Origin of the sequence: Streptomyces sp. NPDC090032 (assembly GCF_044748025.1) — a bacterium.
Lineage (GTDB): Bacteria > Actinomycetota > Actinomycetes > Streptomycetales > Streptomycetaceae > Streptomyces.
Genome location: NZ_JBIVFF010000001.1, coordinates 460,530 through 475,394, shown reverse-complemented (window position 1 = coordinate 475,394; position 14,865 = coordinate 460,530). Strand labels below are relative to the sequence as shown.

12 protein-coding genes and 1 pseudogene are annotated in these 14,865 nt (G+C 71.4%); 9 read left to right on the top strand and 4 right to left on the bottom strand.

What is annotated here, in order from left to right:
- Positions 1-60: 60 nt before the first annotated feature.
- The 7 genes from ACIPWY_RS02090 to ACIPWY_RS02060 all read left to right on the top strand — a co-directional run bounded on the left by ACIPWY_RS02090 (position 61) and on the right by ACIPWY_RS02060 (position 9,884).
- Positions 61-1,608 (top strand): MFS transporter, encoded by a 1,548-nt coding sequence (locus ACIPWY_RS02090; RefSeq protein ID WP_401532045.1) that lies wholly within the window; start codon positions 61-63, stop codon positions 1,606-1,608.
- Positions 1,609-1,811: 203 nt separating this feature from the next.
- Positions 1,812-3,638: an AMP-dependent synthetase/ligase gene (locus ACIPWY_RS02085; RefSeq protein ID WP_362901644.1), complete on the top strand. Its 1,827-nt coding sequence runs from the start codon at positions 1,812-1,814 to the stop codon at positions 3,636-3,638.
- Positions 3,639-3,793: 155 nt separating this feature from the next.
- The gene (locus ACIPWY_RS02080) at positions 3,794-5,050 is read left to right on the top strand and encodes an ABC transporter substrate-binding protein (protein ID WP_401532044.1); all 1,257 of its coding nucleotides are present in this window, start codon (positions 3,794-3,796) and stop codon (positions 5,048-5,050) included.
- 12 nt (positions 5,051-5,062) lie between these two features.
- Entirely contained in the window at positions 5,063-7,795 is a 2,733-nt protein-coding gene (locus ACIPWY_RS02075; RefSeq protein WP_401532043.1) for an ATP-binding cassette domain-containing protein, read from the top strand.
- Complete coding sequence (locus ACIPWY_RS02070; RefSeq protein WP_401532042.1) at positions 7,792-8,577, top strand: ABC transporter ATP-binding protein; 786 nt, start codon at positions 7,792-7,794, stop codon at positions 8,575-8,577. The genes ACIPWY_RS02075 and ACIPWY_RS02070 overlap by 4 nt, the downstream gene beginning before the upstream one ends.
- 149 nt (positions 8,578-8,726) lie before the next feature.
- Positions 8,727-9,518 carry an aldo/keto reductase gene (locus ACIPWY_RS02065; protein ID WP_401532161.1) on the top strand — a complete coding sequence of 264 codons (792 nt, stop codon included), beginning with the start codon at positions 8,727-8,729 and terminating at the stop codon, positions 9,516-9,518.
- A gap of 102 nt (positions 9,519-9,620) precedes the next feature.
- Positions 9,621-9,884, top strand: coding sequence for a hypothetical protein (locus ACIPWY_RS02060; RefSeq protein ID WP_393699845.1), 264 nt, complete (start codon positions 9,621-9,623; stop codon positions 9,882-9,884).
- On the opposite strand, the pseudogene ACIPWY_RS02055 reads toward ACIPWY_RS02060, so the two are convergent.
- Positions 9,840-10,546: pseudogene (locus tag ACIPWY_RS02055) on the bottom strand (class I SAM-dependent methyltransferase). The gene ACIPWY_RS02060 and the pseudogene ACIPWY_RS02055 overlap by 45 nt on opposite strands.
- 6 nt (positions 10,547-10,552) lie before the next feature.
- Positions 10,553-10,858 carry a 4a-hydroxytetrahydrobiopterin dehydratase gene (locus ACIPWY_RS02050; RefSeq protein ID WP_362901634.1) on the bottom strand — a complete coding sequence of 102 codons (306 nt, stop codon included), beginning with the start codon at positions 10,856-10,858 and terminating at the stop codon, positions 10,553-10,555.
- Between the two features lie 84 nt (positions 10,859-10,942).
- Here ACIPWY_RS02050 and ACIPWY_RS02045 point away from each other — a divergent pair, with 84 nt between their 5' ends.
- Both ACIPWY_RS02045 and ACIPWY_RS02040 read left to right on the top strand, forming a co-directional pair.
- Complete coding sequence (locus ACIPWY_RS02045) at positions 10,943-11,767, top strand: helix-turn-helix transcriptional regulator (RefSeq protein WP_362901632.1); 825 nt, start codon at positions 10,943-10,945, stop codon at positions 11,765-11,767.
- 160 nt (positions 11,768-11,927) lie between these two features.
- A complete protein-coding gene (locus tag ACIPWY_RS02040; RefSeq protein ID WP_362901630.1) occupies positions 11,928-12,788 on the top strand; it encodes a helix-turn-helix transcriptional regulator in 861 nt (286 codons plus the stop codon).
- Between the two features lie 96 nt (positions 12,789-12,884).
- Here ACIPWY_RS02040 and ACIPWY_RS02035 read toward each other — a convergent pair whose 3' ends face one another.
- Together ACIPWY_RS02035 and ACIPWY_RS02030 are read right to left on the bottom strand one after the other, a co-directional pair.
- Positions 12,885-13,310 (bottom strand): OsmC family protein, encoded by a 426-nt coding sequence (locus tag ACIPWY_RS02035; protein WP_393699848.1) that lies wholly within the window; start codon positions 13,308-13,310, stop codon positions 12,885-12,887.
- Positions 13,311-13,403: 93 nt separating this feature from the next.
- Positions 13,404-14,789 (bottom strand): amino acid permease, encoded by a 1,386-nt coding sequence (locus ACIPWY_RS02030; RefSeq protein WP_393699850.1) that lies wholly within the window; start codon positions 14,787-14,789, stop codon positions 13,404-13,406.
- Positions 14,790-14,865 lie beyond the last annotated feature (76 nt).

Below are 14,865 nucleotides of genomic sequence, written 5' to 3'. Positions count from 1 at the left end.
GTGCGCGGCCCATCGTACGAGCCTGACATCGGTAAGGCATCGGGCGAGGAGCTGTTGAGGATGCGTACATGGGGACCGCTGACCGCGGTCTGTCTGGGAACGTTCATGCTGCTGCTGGACGTGACGATCGTGGTCGTGGCGCTGCCCGACATGGCGCGCAGCCTGCACGCGTCACTGAGCGATCTGCAGTGGGTGATGGACGGCTATGCGCTGGCGCTCGCCGCGCTGCTGCTCGGCATGGGGGCCGCCGCCGACATACTCGGGCGGCGCCGGGTGCATGTGGCGGGCGTGGCGCTGTTCGCGGTGGCGTCGCTGGGCTGCGGTCTCGCGAGCGGGCCGGGGATGCTCGTGGCGGCGCGGATGGTGCAGGGGGTGGGCGCCGCGGCGATGTTCGCGACGACGCTTCCGCTGCTCGGCTCCGTCTACCAGGGCAAGCGGCGCTCGGCTGCGCTCGGGGTGTGGGGCGCGGTGAGCGGCGGCGCGGCCGCGATCGGCCCCGTGCTCGGCGGCGTGATGACCGAGGGGCCCGGCTGGCGGTGGATCTTCTGGATCAATCTGCCGGTGAGCGTGGTGTCGGTGTGGCTGACGCTGCGGGTGGTGCCCGAGTCGCGAGGGCCGCGCGGGCGGCGGGTCGACTGGGCGGGCACGGCGGCGTTCGCGAGCTTCGCGGGGGCGGCGACGTACGGGGTCGTACGGGCCGGATCGCAGGGGTGGGCGTCGGCCGGGACCACCGCCGCGTTCCTGGTGGCGGCGCTCGCGCTGGTCGCGTTCGTCGTGGTCGAGCGGCGCAGCGCGCATCCGCTGCTCGACCTGACCCTGCTGCGCAAGCCGGCGTTCGTCGGGGTGATGGCGGCGGCACTCGCGTTCAACGGCGCCGCGTTCGGCGTCGTCCCCTACACCTCGATCTGGCTGCAGACCCTGCTCGGCATGAGCCCCGTCCACGGCGGCCTGGTCTTCCTGACGATGTCGGGCGCCTCGGTCGCGGTGGCGGTCACCGGCGGGCGGCTGCTGCACGGGGTGCCGGCCCGGTTCACCATCGGTGGCGGCCTCGTCCTGATCGCGGCCGGCCTGTTCTGCCAGGCGGTCCTCGACCCGGGCTCGACGTGGACGGCGCTCGTGCCCGGCCTCGTACTGGTCGGCGTCGGGACCGGGTTCGTCTCGCCGGGGATCGCGGGCGCCGCGCTCGCGGCGGTGGAGCCGGAGCGTGCGGGCATGGCGGGCGGCGCGGTGAACACGTTCCGCCAGCTCGGCTACGCGCTCGCGGTGGCGGTCCTCGGCACCGTACTGACATCGACGATGCAGCACTCCCTGTCGCACGGCGCCGCGCACACGCTCGCGGGCGGCGGGGCGCGGGCCCTGGACGGGGTGGTTCCGGAACACGCGCTGCGGGTGGCCTTCGCGTCGGGGCTGAACGCGGCGTCCGTGGTCTCGGGCTGTGCGGCGCTCGTCGCCGGCGTGCTGGTCCTTGTGCTGGTGAGGGCGCCGCGGGCGTCCGGCCGTCCGCTCGAACCGGCCACCGCCGGAGCCACCGATGACGGTCGTGGACCCTCCGTGGAGAAATCGGAAGCGACCAGTCCGCCCAAAAAGCCCGCAGCAGACCCCCGGTAAGCGCTCCGTACAGATTCCGTGGAGATTACGCCACCGAAACTTACTGAACCGTAAGAATTCTGTCCCGCCCTTCCCCTTGTGGCCGTATTTCACCGGCTGACCAGTGCATATTCCGCGCGCTCCGGCGCATATGGGCCCCTCCCGCCGGGGCGCGCGGTGGGGTACCGTCACCGGCGCTGTGCGGAGCGCCACAAGGAGCAACATTGCGCGAGTTCACCAATCCCCCTCTGGCGTCGGCGCCGCCGGTGGGCGGCCTGGCCGACGCCGTGTTCGACCATGCCCTCGAAGATCCGCTGCGCGTCGCGCTCGGCCGCAAGGACGACGCGGGCCGCTGGTTCGACGTGAGCGCCGCCGAGTTCCGTGACGAGGTCCTCGGGCTCGCCAAGGGGCTGCTGGCCCAGGGCGTCCGCTTCGGCGACCGCGTCGCGATCATGTCGAGGACCCGCTACGAGTGGACCCTCTTCGACTTCGCGCTGTGGACGATCGGCGCCCAGGTCGTGCCGATCTACCCCACCGCCTCCGCCGAGCAGGTCTTCTGGACCCTGCACGACTCGCAGGTGTCGGCCGCGATGGTGGAGCACGAGGACCACGCGATGACGATCGCCACCGTCATCGACCGCCTTCCCACGCTCAACCGGATGTGGCAGCTGGACTCCGATCCCGTGCCCTACCTCATCGAGGCCGGCGCCCACATCGACGACGAGGTGGTGCACCGCCACCGGCGCGCCGTCACCCCCGACTCCATCGCCACCATCATCTACACCTCGGGCACCACCGGCCGCCCCAAGGGCTGCGTCATCAGCCACGCGAACTTCATGTTCGAGGCGGACACGATGGTCAGCCGCTGGGAGCCCGTCTTCCACTCCAAGCGCGGCGACGAGGCCTCGACCCTGCTGTTCCTGCCGCTCGCGCACGTCTTCGGGCGCATGGTGCAGATCGCCGCGGTCCGCGGCGGTGTGAAGCTCGGCCACCAGCCGCAGCTCAACGCGGCGGCGCTGCTGCCCGATCTGCAGGCGTTCAGACCGACCTTCATCCTCGCCGTGCCGTACATCTTCGAGAAGGTCTTCAACGCGGCCCGCCGCAAGGCCGAGAAGGACGGCAAGTCGGGGCCGTTCGACAAGGCCGTGGAGTGCGCCGTCAAGTACGCGGACGCACAGGAGGCCAAGGCGTTCGGCACCGGCCCCGGGCCGTCCGCGTCGCTGCGCATGCAGCACTCGATCTTCGACAAGCTCGTCTACTCCAAGGTCCGCGAGGCGATGGGCGGCCGCGTGCGGCACGCGATGTCGGGCGGCTCGGGGATGGACCGCCGCCTGGGTCTGTTCTTCGCGGGCGCCGGTGTCACGATCTACGAGGGCTACGGGCTCACCGAGTCCACGGCCGCGGCGACCGCGAACCCGCCGGAGCAGACCCGCTACGGCACGGTCGGCCAGGCCATCCCCGGCACGACGGTCCACATCGCCGACGACGGCGAGGTCTGGCTGTACGGCGGCAACGTGTTCCAGGGGTATCTCAACGACCCGAAGGCCACCGACGCCACCCTGCACGACGGCTGGCTGGCCACCGGCGACCTCGGCGCGCTCGACGACGACGGCTATCTGACGATCACCGGCCGCAAGAAGGAGATCCTGGTGACCTCCGGCGGCAAGAGCGTCTCGCCGCAGCAGCTGGAGGAGCGGGTGCGCGACCATCCGCTGGTCGCGCAGTGCATCGTCGTCGGCAACGACCGGCCGTACATCGCCGCGCTCGTCACGCTGGAGGCCGAGGCCGTCGAGCACTGGCTGAACATGCGGGGCAAGCCGCCGCTGAAGCCCGCCCAGCTCGTCCACGACCCGGACCTGGAGACCGAGGTGCGCAGGGCCGTCGTGGCGGCCAACACCCTGGTCTCGCAGGCCGAGTCGATCCGTACGTTCCGGATACTGGCCTACCAGTTCACCGAGGAGCACGGGCTGCTCACGCCGTCCCTGAAGCTGAAGCGGAAGGCGATCGAGACGGCGTACTCGGAGGAGGTCGAGGCGCTGTACCGGGGCTGATGCCGCGCCGGTACGTTCCCGACGGTAACCCCGCCACCAGGCCCTGACCCGGCCGCGAGCCGTTTCTGACGGTTCATCAATTACCGATGCGTCAGTTATTGACGGTTCATCAGGTCGCACACAGAATCACCCTCACCCGACGGAGGGGGCCCATCGTGTCGCGAACTGTCCGCACCATCACCGCCACTGTGGCGGCACTGCTGCTCGCCACCGCCTGCAACTCCGCGGCCACCAGCAACTCCCCCGACAGCAAGGGGAGTTCGGTGCGCGGAGTGAGTGACGACGCCATCAAGGTCGGTGGCATCGTCTCCATGACGACCGCCAGCGGCTACAGCAAGAAGGACACCGACCTCGGCGCGAAGGCCCGTTTCGCGCGCGCCAACGCGGAGGGCGGGATCAACGGCAGGAAGATCGACTACCTGGGCGCGGAGGACGACGGCCAGGACCCGGCCAAGAACCTCGCCGCGGCCCGCAAACTCGTCCAGCAGGACAAGGTGTTCGCGATCTCCCCGATGAGCTCGGTCACCTTCTCCGGCGCCGACTTCCTCCAGAAGCAGAAGGTCCCCACCTTCGGCTGGGGCACGCTCCCCTCGTTCTGCGGACCCACCTACGTCTACGGCTTCGGCGGCTGCATGGTCCCGATGCCGGGCGGCACCATCTCGCAGACCTGGCCCGAGGGCCTCAAGCAGGTCACGCACGGCGCGAAGGGCAAGACGGTCGCCATCCTCGCCAACGACAACGACGCGGGCACCTTCGCCATCCGCACCTACAAGCAGAGCTTCACGTCCGCCGGATACAAGGTCACCTACGCCAAGTCGTCCGTGCCCGCGACCTCGGTACCGAGCGACTGGTCCGCGTACACCAAGGAGATCCTGCGCAGTGACGGCGGCAAGGCGCCCGACATCGTCGTCTCCGTCATGCAGACCCCGTACAACATCGGCCTGTTCACCGCCGTCAAGCGCGGCGGGTACCACGGCGTCCTCACCGACCCGACCGACTACGACCCGGGCCTGCTCGCCAAGAGCGCGACGAAGGAGGCGCTCGACGGGGTGCACATCCTGCTGACCTTCGAGCCGTTCGAGTCGCGCACGGCGGCGATGAAGCAGTTCAAGGCCGACATCAGGAAAGCGTCGGGCGGGAAGGACGTGCCGCTCAACATGCACATGATGACCGGCTACATGTCCGCCGATCTGTTCCTCTCCATCGCGCAGAAGGCCGGCCGGGACCTGACCGTCGCCTCCTTCCAGAAGGCCGCGGACGGGTTCTCCGACACCGGCACCATGGTCGGCGACCGCGCCCTGCCCAAGGGACAGAAGGAGTCCTTCGGCTGCGGCGCCCTCGTCCAGCTCGAGAACGGCGCGTACCACGTCTCGTCACCCTTCAAGTGCTACGAGCCCATCCCGTTCAAGTAGGGGGCGCCCCGCATGTCCGACCTGCTGGCCTTCGTGCTGAGCGGGCTCGTGTCGGGTGCGCTGTACGCGCTCCTCGCCACCGGCCTCGTCCTGTCCTACTCGGCCTCCGGCCTCTTCAACTTCGCCCACGGCGCCACCGCCTATCTGTGCGCGCTCACCTTCTACGAACTCCACTCCGGCCTCGGCTGGCCCGCCGTACCGACCGCGCTCCTCCTCGTCTGCGTCGTATCTCCCCTGCTGGGATGGGGACTTGACCGGCTGATGTTCCGCAAGCTGGCGCGCGTCGGCGAGACCGCGCAGATCGTCGCGACCATCGGCCTGCTCGTCGCGCTGCCCGCGCTCGGCCTGTGGGTGGTGGAGCTGCTCGACGACGCGGGGGTGTCCGTGAAGCCCGCCGAGAACCAGTTCGGGCTGCCGGGCGTCGGCCCGAGCCCCGCGAAGAACTGGCAGCTGATGGACGGCGTCGGCATCGACTCCGACCAGCTGATCACGTGGGTGGCGACCGCCGCCGTCGCGCTCGGCCTGTGGATCCTGATGCGTCACACCACCCTCGGCCTGCGCCTGCGGGCCGCGGTCGACAACCGCTCGCTCGTCGAACTGCGCGGCATGAGCGCCGACCGGCTGTCCACCGTGGCCTGGATGCTGTCGTCCGGCCTCGCGGGCCTCGCCGGCGTCCTCGCGACACCCCTGCTCGGCCTGTCCGCCCACGACTTCACGCTGTTCCTGTTCGTGTCGGCGACCGCCGCGGTCCTCGGGCGCTTCGCCTCCGTACCCATCGCGTTCGCGGGCGGACTCGGCCTCGGCGTCCTGCAGAATCTCGTCGCCGGGTACGCCTCCTTCGCCGAACGCATCACGGGCTTTCGCACCGCGGTCCCGTTCCTGATCCTCTTCGCCGGACTCCTGCTGCTCACCCGGCGAGCGCGCACAGCGGGCACGGCCGCCGTCGACGCACCGCCCGTCGACTACCTCGCGGGCCGCCCTTGGGCGCGCACATGGGGGCCGTGGGCGGTGGCCGCCGTGCTGCTCGCGGCCTCCTTCTACACGGTGACGACCCCGTTCTGGAGCGGCATCCTCGCCCAGGGTCTCGCCCTCTCCCTCGTCTTCGTCTCCTTCACCGTCGTGACGGGCCTCGGCGCGATGGTGTCGCTCGCGCAGGCCACCTTCGTCACCGGCGCGGCACTCGTGGCCGGGCTCCTGATGAGCCACGGCTGGCCGTTCATCGCGGCGGCGCTCGTCGGCACCTGCGTCGCAGCCGTCCTGGGGGCACTCGTGGCACTGCCCGCGCTGCGCCTCGGCGGCCGCACCCTCGCCCTCGCCACGCTCGCCCTCGCCTTCCTCGCCGACCAAGTCCTCTTCCAGATCGGCTGGTTGAGGAACGGCGACACCGGCTGGGAGATCCCGCGCCCCGTCTTCGGACCCGTCGACCTGAGCGACGACCGGGCGATGGGGGTCGCGATGGTCGTCCTGTGCGCCGCCGCCGTGGCCGCCCTGGCCGCGCTGCGCAACTCCCCCTCGGGCCGCGCGATGCTCGCCGTACGCTCGGCACCCGCCGCCGCGATGGCCTCCGGCGTCTCCGTCATCCGCACCAAACTCCTCCTCTTCACCCTCTCGGCCGGGCTGGCGGGCTTCGGGGGCGTGATGTACGCGTCGTACAACACCCGTGTCACCGCCACCGACTTCACCGCGATGACGGGACTGATCTGGCTCGCGGTGGTCGTCGCGGCAGGGGTGCGGCGCCCGCAGTTCGCGGTCGTCGCCGGTCTCGTCTACGCGATCGTGCCGCACCTCGTCGCGGACTACGTCACGGACTCCGTCCACCTGCCGGTCGTCCTGTTCGGCCTGGCAGGCCTCGCACTCGCCAACGACCCGGACGGGTACTGCGCGGCGATCTCCGTACGACGGCACAGGCGCAGGAGTACGAAGCCGGGGGCGGCGGGCGTCGAAGTGTCCGAGTCGACGGGTCCGGCACCCACTCCCCCTCAGGAAGGCGGCACCCCGCCGGTCCTCGAACTGCGGGGCCTGCACGCCGGATACGACGGCGCTCCCGTCCTGCACGGCGTCGGCATCGCCGTCCACCCCGGCGAGATCGTCGCCCTCCTCGGCCCCAACGGCGCCGGGAAATCCACGACTTGCCGCACCGCGGCCGGACTCCTCACACCCCTTCGGGGTCAGGTCTACGTCTGCGGGCGGGACGTCACGCGCGAGGGCCCCGTCCGAAGGGCGCGGGCCGGCGTGCTCCTCGCCCCCGAAGGGCGCGGCATCTTCCCCGCCCTCACCATCGAGGAGAACCTCACCCTGCACCTCCCCGACCAGCACGCGCGCGACGCCGTGTACGAGCGCTTCGCCGGACTCGCCGCCCGCCGGGGCGTCGCCGCGGGCGCGCTCTCCGGCGGCGAACAGCAGCTGCTCGCCCTCGCCCCGCTCCTTCAGGAGCCGCCCCGCGTCCTCATCGCCGACGAACCGTCCCTCGGCCTCGCGCCGCGCATCGTCGAGGACGTGTTCCGGCTGCTGACCGAACTCCGCGACGCGGGAACGGGGTTGCTCCTCGTGGAGGAGAAGGCCACCGAGATCCTCGGCGTCGCGGACACCGTCGCCTATCTGGACCGGGGCCGCGTCTCGTGGTGCGGCCCGCGCTCCGAGGTGCGCGCCGACCGGCTCACCGAGGCCTACCTGGGCCTCGCCGCGAGCGGACCCGGCACGGCCCAGAACACGGAGGCGGAAGAGGAAGGGGCGGTGCGGCCATGAGCGGGACCACCGAGGGACCCGTACTCGAAGCGACCGGGGTCGGTGTCCGGTTCGGCGGCGTCCGCGCGCTCGACGGGGTCGGCCTGACGCTGCGCCCCGGCGAGGTGTGCGGACTCATCGGCCCGAACGGCGCGGGCAAGACCACGTTCTTCGACGTCGTCTCCGGGATCCGGCGCCCCGACGAGGGCCGTGTCCTCCTCGACGGAGAGGACATCACGCGCCGCTCCCCCGTATGGCGGGCCCGCCACGGGATGCGCCGCACGTTCCAGCGCCAGCAGCTCTTCGGCCAGCTCACGGTCGCGGACAACCTGCTGGTGGCGCAGGAGTGGCGGGGCGGCGGGGGCGGGCTCGCCGCCGACCTGGTGGCGGCGCCGACCAGACGGGCGTACGAGCGCCGGCGCCGCGAGCAGGCGGCGTCGATGCTGCGCGCGTGCGGCCTCGACGCGCTGGCCGGGGAGTACGCGGGCGCGCTCCCCGTGGGCCAGGCACGCATGGTGGAACTGGCCAGGGCGGGGGTGGAGGGGGCGCGGGTCGTGCTGCTCGACGAGCCCGCGTCAGGAATGACGGATGAGGAAATCCGTCAGCTGAAATCTGTCATCCGCCATCTGGCCGACGAACGCGGCTGCGCCGTGCTCCTCGTCGAGCACGACGTCACCTTCGTCATGGACCTCTGCTCCCGCATTGTCGTCCTCGACCTCGGCACCGTGCTGGCCGAGGGAACCCCGGCGGCCGTCCGCGCCGACCCGGCCGTGCGGGACGCCTATCTCGGTTCGGCCGGTTGAGCGTGCGCCGGGGCGGCGCTGTGAACACGCCGTGAACGGGAATGCGTCCTGGGCCGTGATCGTTGACGATGGGAGTACCAACCGACAACGCGAAGGATCGAGAGCTCGTGAGCAAGGTCCCCCCGATCATCCTGAACAACGGCGTCGAGATGCCCCAGCTCGGTTTCGGCGTCTGGCAGGTGCCGGACGCCGAGGCCGAGACGGCCGTCGCGACGGCCCTGGAGGCCGGGTACCGCAGCATCGACACCGCCGCGATCTACGGCAACGAGGAGGGCACCGGCAAGGCCATCGCCGCCTCCGGCATCGCCCGCGACCAGCTCTTCGTCACGACGAAGCTGTGGAACGCCGACCAGGGCTACGACGCGACGCTGCGCGCCTTCGACGCCTCCCTCGACAAGCTGGGCCTCGACTACCTCGATCTGTATCTGATCCACTGGCCGCTGCCCTCGAAGGACAGCTACGTCGACACGTACAAGGCCTTCGAGAAGATCTACGCCGACGGCCGGGCCAAGGCCATCGGTGTCTCCAACTTCCTTCCGGAGCACCTGGAGCGCCTCCTCGGCGAGACGTCGATCATCCCGGCGGTCAACCAGATCGAGCTGCACCCGCACCTCCAGCAGCGCGCCGCGCGTGAGTTCCACGCGGAGCAGGGCATCGCCACCGAGGCCTGGTCGCCGCTGGGCCAGGGCAAGGGCCTTCTGGAGGTCCCCGCGATCGTCGCCATCGCCCAGAAGCACGGGCGTACACCGGCTCAGGTCGTGCTGCGCTGGCACGTCCAGCTCGGCAATGTCGTGATCCCCAAGTCCGTGACGCCGTCGCGGATCGTGGAGAACATCGACGTGTTCGGCTTCGAGCTGGACGTCGAGGACATCGCCGCGATCAGCGCGCTGAACGAGGACCGTCGCCTGGGTCCCGACCCGGCGACCTTCGACATGGCCTGATAGCTCCACGCGTACGGCTTCGTGTGCCCCGCCTCCGTCCGGACGCGGGGCACACGTGTGTGAGGCCGGGGTTCACCGATAGAGGAGGGCGAGGCTTCGACCGTGGCCTGGACGCGGCGCCGCAGTTCGGCGGGTTCCAGTACCTGGATCGGCGCCGAGGCGCAGGGACTCGTCGTGGGCATGGTCGACGGACTCGATGGGGACGACCGCTCTGGCCCAGCCGTCGGGTTCCGGGCGGGCGTGGCGCGGGCCGCTTCGCGCTGGGCGGGGCCCGGCAGCGGGGTCAGCGGGCTCGTCTCGACGCGGCGCACCGATCTCGCGTCAGGCGTGTCGCGTGAAGGCGTGCACGGTGAACTCCGGCTCTGAGCGGGGGAGTTCGGGGTCGGGGAGCGCCGCGAGCCGGTCGGCGAGCGCGGCGCCGCCGCCCGCGTGGATCCTGCCGCGCCGCACGTCGTCGGCGAGGCGCCTCGGGGTGCGGCCCTGGCCGTGTCCGGGGAAGCGGGCCTCGCCGCTCGGCCGCAGTCCGTGGGCGGCGGCGTGGGCGGCGACGCCTGCGGCCGCGCCGGAGCGGAGGCGGCCGCGGCAGGGGGCCACGAGGGTGTCGATGTCGCTGCCCACGTCGTGGGCAGCGGCCTTGTCGACGGTGGTCACGAGGACGCCGCCGGGCCGCAGGACGCGGGCGGCCTCGGCTACGACGGGGCGCGCGTCGGGCAGCAGATGCAGCAGCCAGATCACGGTCACGACGTCCACGGAGGCGCTGCGGAACGGAAGTTGGCGGCCGTCGCCGCGGACGGCGGCACCGTCGAGGCGGGGGGCCGCGGCACGCAGCATGCCGGGCGCGATGTCGATGCCGACGGGGCGCAGGCCCGGCCGGGTGGGGCCCCAAGGCCGGTGCCGCAGGCCAGGTCGAGGAGGGTACGGGCGGTGGGCGGCACGAGGCCGAGCACGGCCTCGGCTGCCGACCGGGCGCGGGGTATGCCGCCGCGGGTCGCGTCGTAGACCACGGCTTCCCTGTCGTAGTCCAGCACCGGCGGTCAGCTCGCGCCGTGGGTGGGGGCGATCTCCTGGACGCGCTGGGCGAGGCCGAAGTCGAGGTGGGTGAGGGCGCCGCCCACGCTGTGGGTGTTCACGGACAGGTCGACCGTGTTGTAGCCGAGGGTGAGGTCGGAGTGGTGGTCGAGCTCGTCCTGGATCTGCGCGATGTGCACGACGAGGGCCGTGGCCGCGAAGTGGTTGGCCAGGCGGTAGGTGCGGGTGAGTCTGTCATCGGCCACGCTCCATCCGGGCAGCTCGGCGAGACGGTCCTCGATCTCCTTCTGGGACAGCGGCTCCAAGGGCATGACCAGGTCCTTTCCCTGTGATGTGCGAGGAGTTCCAGCGTCCCACAGGGGTGGCGCCGCGCGCCCCTCCGCTACGGTCGTGGCATGTCGACTGCCACGCGTTCTCGCCAGTCCGGAATCGGTCCTCTGCTGCGGGAGTGGCGGGAACGGCGGCGGGTGAGCCAGCTGGAGCTCGCCCTGCGCGCCGATTCGTCCGCCCGGCATCTCAGCTTCGTGGAGACGGGCAGGTCGCGGCCGAGCGAGGAGCTCGTCCTGCGGCTCGCGGAGCATCTTGAGGTACCGGTGCGGGAGCGCAACGCGCTGCTGCTGGCGGCGGGTTACGCGCCTCGGTTCGCGGAGACCCCGCTCGACGACCCGTCGATGGGCGCGCTGCGGGAGGGCCTGGACCGGCTGCTGCACGGCTACGAGCCGTATCCGGCCCTGGTGGTGGACGCGACGTACACGGTGGTCGCCGCCAATCGGGGCATCGCGATGCTGATGGAGGGGATTCCCGAGGCGCTGCTGGCTCCGCCGCTCAACGCGATGCGGCTCACCCTGCACCCGGAGGGCCTCGCGCCCAGGATCCGGAACCTGCGCGAGTGGCGCGGGCATCTCCTCGCGCAGATGGAGCGGCAGATCGCCCTGGACCGGTCGGAGGCGCTGCGCGCGGTGTACGACGAGGTCAAGGCGTATCCGGTGACAGACAGGGATGCCGGGGGCCACGAAAAGGACGGCGGGGAGGATGCCGGGGCGGTGCCGTACTTCGCGCTGCCGATGGTGATCGAGCACGACGGGCAGGTCCTGTCGTTCGTGTCGTCGATCTCGACGTTCAACACCCCGATGGACGTGACGGTGGCCGAGCTGGCGATCGAGACGTTCCTGCCGGCGGACCCGGCGACGGTGAAGTATCTGCGGTCGCTGGAGCCGTAGTCGGGGCCTCGTGGCCGGATCGCCGCGGTAGTGGGCAGGTCACTCATCACACTGGTACCGTTCACGCGGCTCGCGCACATGTTCAGTGCGCGCAGTGCCGCGGCCGGGAGCCAATCGGCTCCCGAATCCGCTCGCCGCCCGGCACGTGGGGAGACGTGACGTGAGTGAACGGCGGCCCGCGCCGACCGTGGGTCAGGTGGTCCTGGGCAGACGCCTTCGCGAGCTGCGGGAGTCGGCCGGACTCAACCGCGACGAGGCCGCCCGCGCGCTGCGCGTCACCGGCGCGACGATACGCCGCATGGAGACCGCGGAGGTCGCCCTCAAGATCCCGTACGTACAGATGCTCCTGGAACTGTACGGGGTGCCGGAGCAGGAGGCGGAGGCGTTCGTCGGGCTCGCCGAGGAAGCCAATCTTCCGGGCTGGTGGCAGCGGTTCCACGACATCCTGCCCGACTGGTTCAGCCTGTACGTGAGCCTGGAGAGCGCGGCCGGGATCATCAGGTCGTACGAGCCGCACTTCGTGCCGGGACTGCTGCAGACGGAGGAGTACGCGCGGGCCGTCCTGGACGCGGGCACCGTCGGTCGCACGCACCCCGACGACCTCGAACGCCATGTGACGCTCCGGATGGCCCGGCAGGCGCTGCTGACCCGGGAGGACGCGCCGCATCTGTGGGTCGTGATGGACGAGACGGTGCTGCGAAGGCCGCCGGGCGGTCCGAAGGTGCTGCGCAATCAGCTCGACCGGCTCATAGAGGCGACCGAACTGCCTCAAGTCACGCTCCAGATAGCCGAGTTCGCGGCGGGCCCGCACCCGGGGACGTTCGGCCCGTTCACGCTGTTCCGGTTCCCGGTGCGGGAGCTGCCGGACATGGTCTTCAGCGAGTACGTCACGGGCGCGCTCTATCTGGACGGCCGGGAAGAGGTGGGCACCCATCTGGAGGTGCTCGACCACATCGCGGCGCAGGCGGCGTCCGCGGAGCGCACGGTGGAACTGCTGCGGAAGACGCGCGCCTCGCTCTGACACGCGGCGCGTGGTGACAGCAGTGCCGCGTGGTGACAGCAGTGCCGCGGCCCCGTCGTCGCGGGACCGCGGCACGTGAAGGCTGGGCGTGCGCCGTCAGGCGAGCTTCGACGTGAGGGTGATCGTGGTGCCGGTGAGCGCCTGGCTCACCGGGCAGTTCTTCTTGGCGTCCTCGGCCGCCGCGGTGAATCCGGCCTCGTCGAGTCCGGGCACCGTGCCCTCGACCGTGAGGTGGATGCCGGTGATGCCCTCGCCCGGCTGGAACGTGACGTCCGCCGACGTGACGAGCTTGGTGGGCGGGTTGCCGCCGGTCGTCAGGCCGTTGGACAGGGCCATCGAGAAGCAGCTGGAGTGCGCGGCGGCGATCAGCTCCTCCGGGCTGGTCTTGCCGTTGGCCTGCTCGGCGCGGGAGGCCCAGGACACGGCCTGCTCGCCGATGCCGGAGGAGTCGAAGGTGACGACGCCGCTCCCCTTGAGCAGATCGCCTTCCCACACGGTGTGCGCGGAGCGCGTGGTAGCCACGGTGATTCCCTTCAGTCGGGTGCCCGTCGGGGCGTTGGGCACCATCCGACCACACCCGGACCGCTTATGGCCGCAATGCACACGGGGCACCGATCAGTCGGTGGCGTCCGCGGCGGTGCGCTTCTTGCGGGCCGCGATCCAGGCGTAGACGAGGACTCCGACGAAGAGGAACAGGACGCCCTGGTAGACGGCCGCGTATCCGGCGCCGCCGACCAGCCACAGGGAGAAGCCGAACGCGGCGAGGGCGAGCACCATGTCGCGGGCCAGGCGCGGGCCGCTGACACGGTGGCCCTGCCCGGACAGCAGGAAGTAGATCTGGGCGGCGGTCGCCAGGAGGTAGGGGACGGTCGCCGTGAACGTGGTGACGAGGACGAGCGTCTCGAAGACCCCGGCCGAGCCCGCCGTGTAGTTGTAGACGGTCAGGAGCGAGGCGAGGGTGACGGCGACGAGGACGCCGGCGGTCGGGGTGCCGCGCTTCTTCCTGGTGAACACCGCGGGGAACAGGCCGTCCTTGGCGGCGGCGTACGGCGTCTGGGCGCTCAGGAGTGTCCAGCCGTTCAGGGCGCCGAGCATGGAGACGAGGGCGGCGATGGCTACGGCGGTGCCACCCCAGGTGCCGCCGAACATGGCGTTGACGGCGTCGGAGAAGGGCGCGCTGGAGTCGACGAGCCGGTTGTGGGAGACCGTCCCGAAGACGGCGAGCGTGCACAGCAGGTAGAGGAGGGCGGCGAGGCCCGTGCCGAGGACGGTGGCGCGGCCCACGTTGCGCTCGGGGTCGCGGACCTCGCCGGCGCTGACCGAGGCGGACTCGACGCCGAGGTAGCTGAAGAGCAGGATCGCGGCGGACGCGGAGACGGCGCCGAGCGAGGAGTCGCCGCTCGCCCGGAACGGTCCGAGGTTGTCGGCGTCGAAGAAGAACAGGCCGCCGACGGCGACGAGGAGCAGCGGCGCGAACTTCAGGACGGTCGACACGAGCTGCACCGCGCCGACGTAGCGGGTGCCCGCGAGGTTGGCGAGGGCGGGCAGCCACTGGACGGTGAGCGCGGCGACGATGGTCCAGAACGTGGAGCCGTGGATGGGCAGGAGCACGTCGAGGTAGCCGACGGCGGCCACGGCGAGCGCCGCGTTCGACACCCAGGTGGTGATCCAGTACGACCAGGAGGCCAGGAACCCGGCGAAGTCGCCGAAGGCCTCGCGGGCGTAGACGTACGGTCCACCGGTTTGCGGATGGCGGCGGGCGAGGCGGCCGAAGACGAGTGCGAGGGTGATGGCCCCGACGGTCAGGACACCGAACGCGACGAGGCTGATGGTGCCGAAGGGGGCGACGGAGGCCGGGAGCAGGAAGATGCCGCCGCCGATGATGTTGCCCATCACGAGGGCGGTGGCGACGGGGAGGCCGAAGCGGCGGGCGTGCTTGCTGGGGAGCTCTTCGTGCTGCGGGGCCGGAGCCGGCTTCGTCACGGTTCCGGTGTGGGGCATGGGGTGGTGCGCCTCTCTCGTGCGGGCGCCGACCGGGATCGCCGGGCGACGTCCCATGGTCGGCCCCCGGCACACA

Excerpts from the sequence above, each read along its gene's own strand:
- ACIPWY_RS02050 (WP_362901634.1), bottom strand. The coding sequence starts at position 10,858 with ATGCCCTTGGAGCCGCTGTCCCAGAAGGAGATCGAGGACCGTCTCGCC.
- ACIPWY_RS02045 (WP_362901632.1), top strand. The coding sequence starts at position 10,943 with ATGTCGACTGCCACGCGTTCTCGCCAGTCCGGAATCGGTCCTCTGCTG.
- ACIPWY_RS02090 (WP_401532045.1), top strand. The coding sequence starts at position 61 with ATGCGTACATGGGGACCGCTGACCGCGGTCTGTCTGGGAACGTTCATG.
- ACIPWY_RS02070 (WP_401532042.1), top strand. The coding sequence starts at position 7,792 with ATGAGCGGGACCACCGAGGGACCCGTACTCGAAGCGACCGGGGTCGGT.
- ACIPWY_RS02075 (WP_401532043.1), top strand. The coding sequence starts at position 5,063 with ATGTCCGACCTGCTGGCCTTCGTGCTGAGCGGGCTCGTGTCGGGTGCG.
- ACIPWY_RS02065 (WP_401532161.1), top strand. The coding sequence starts at position 8,727 with ATGCCCCAGCTCGGTTTCGGCGTCTGGCAGGTGCCGGACGCCGAGGCC.
- ACIPWY_RS02030 (WP_393699850.1), bottom strand. The coding sequence starts at position 14,789 with ATGCCCCACACCGGAACCGTGACGAAGCCGGCTCCGGCCCCGCAGCAC.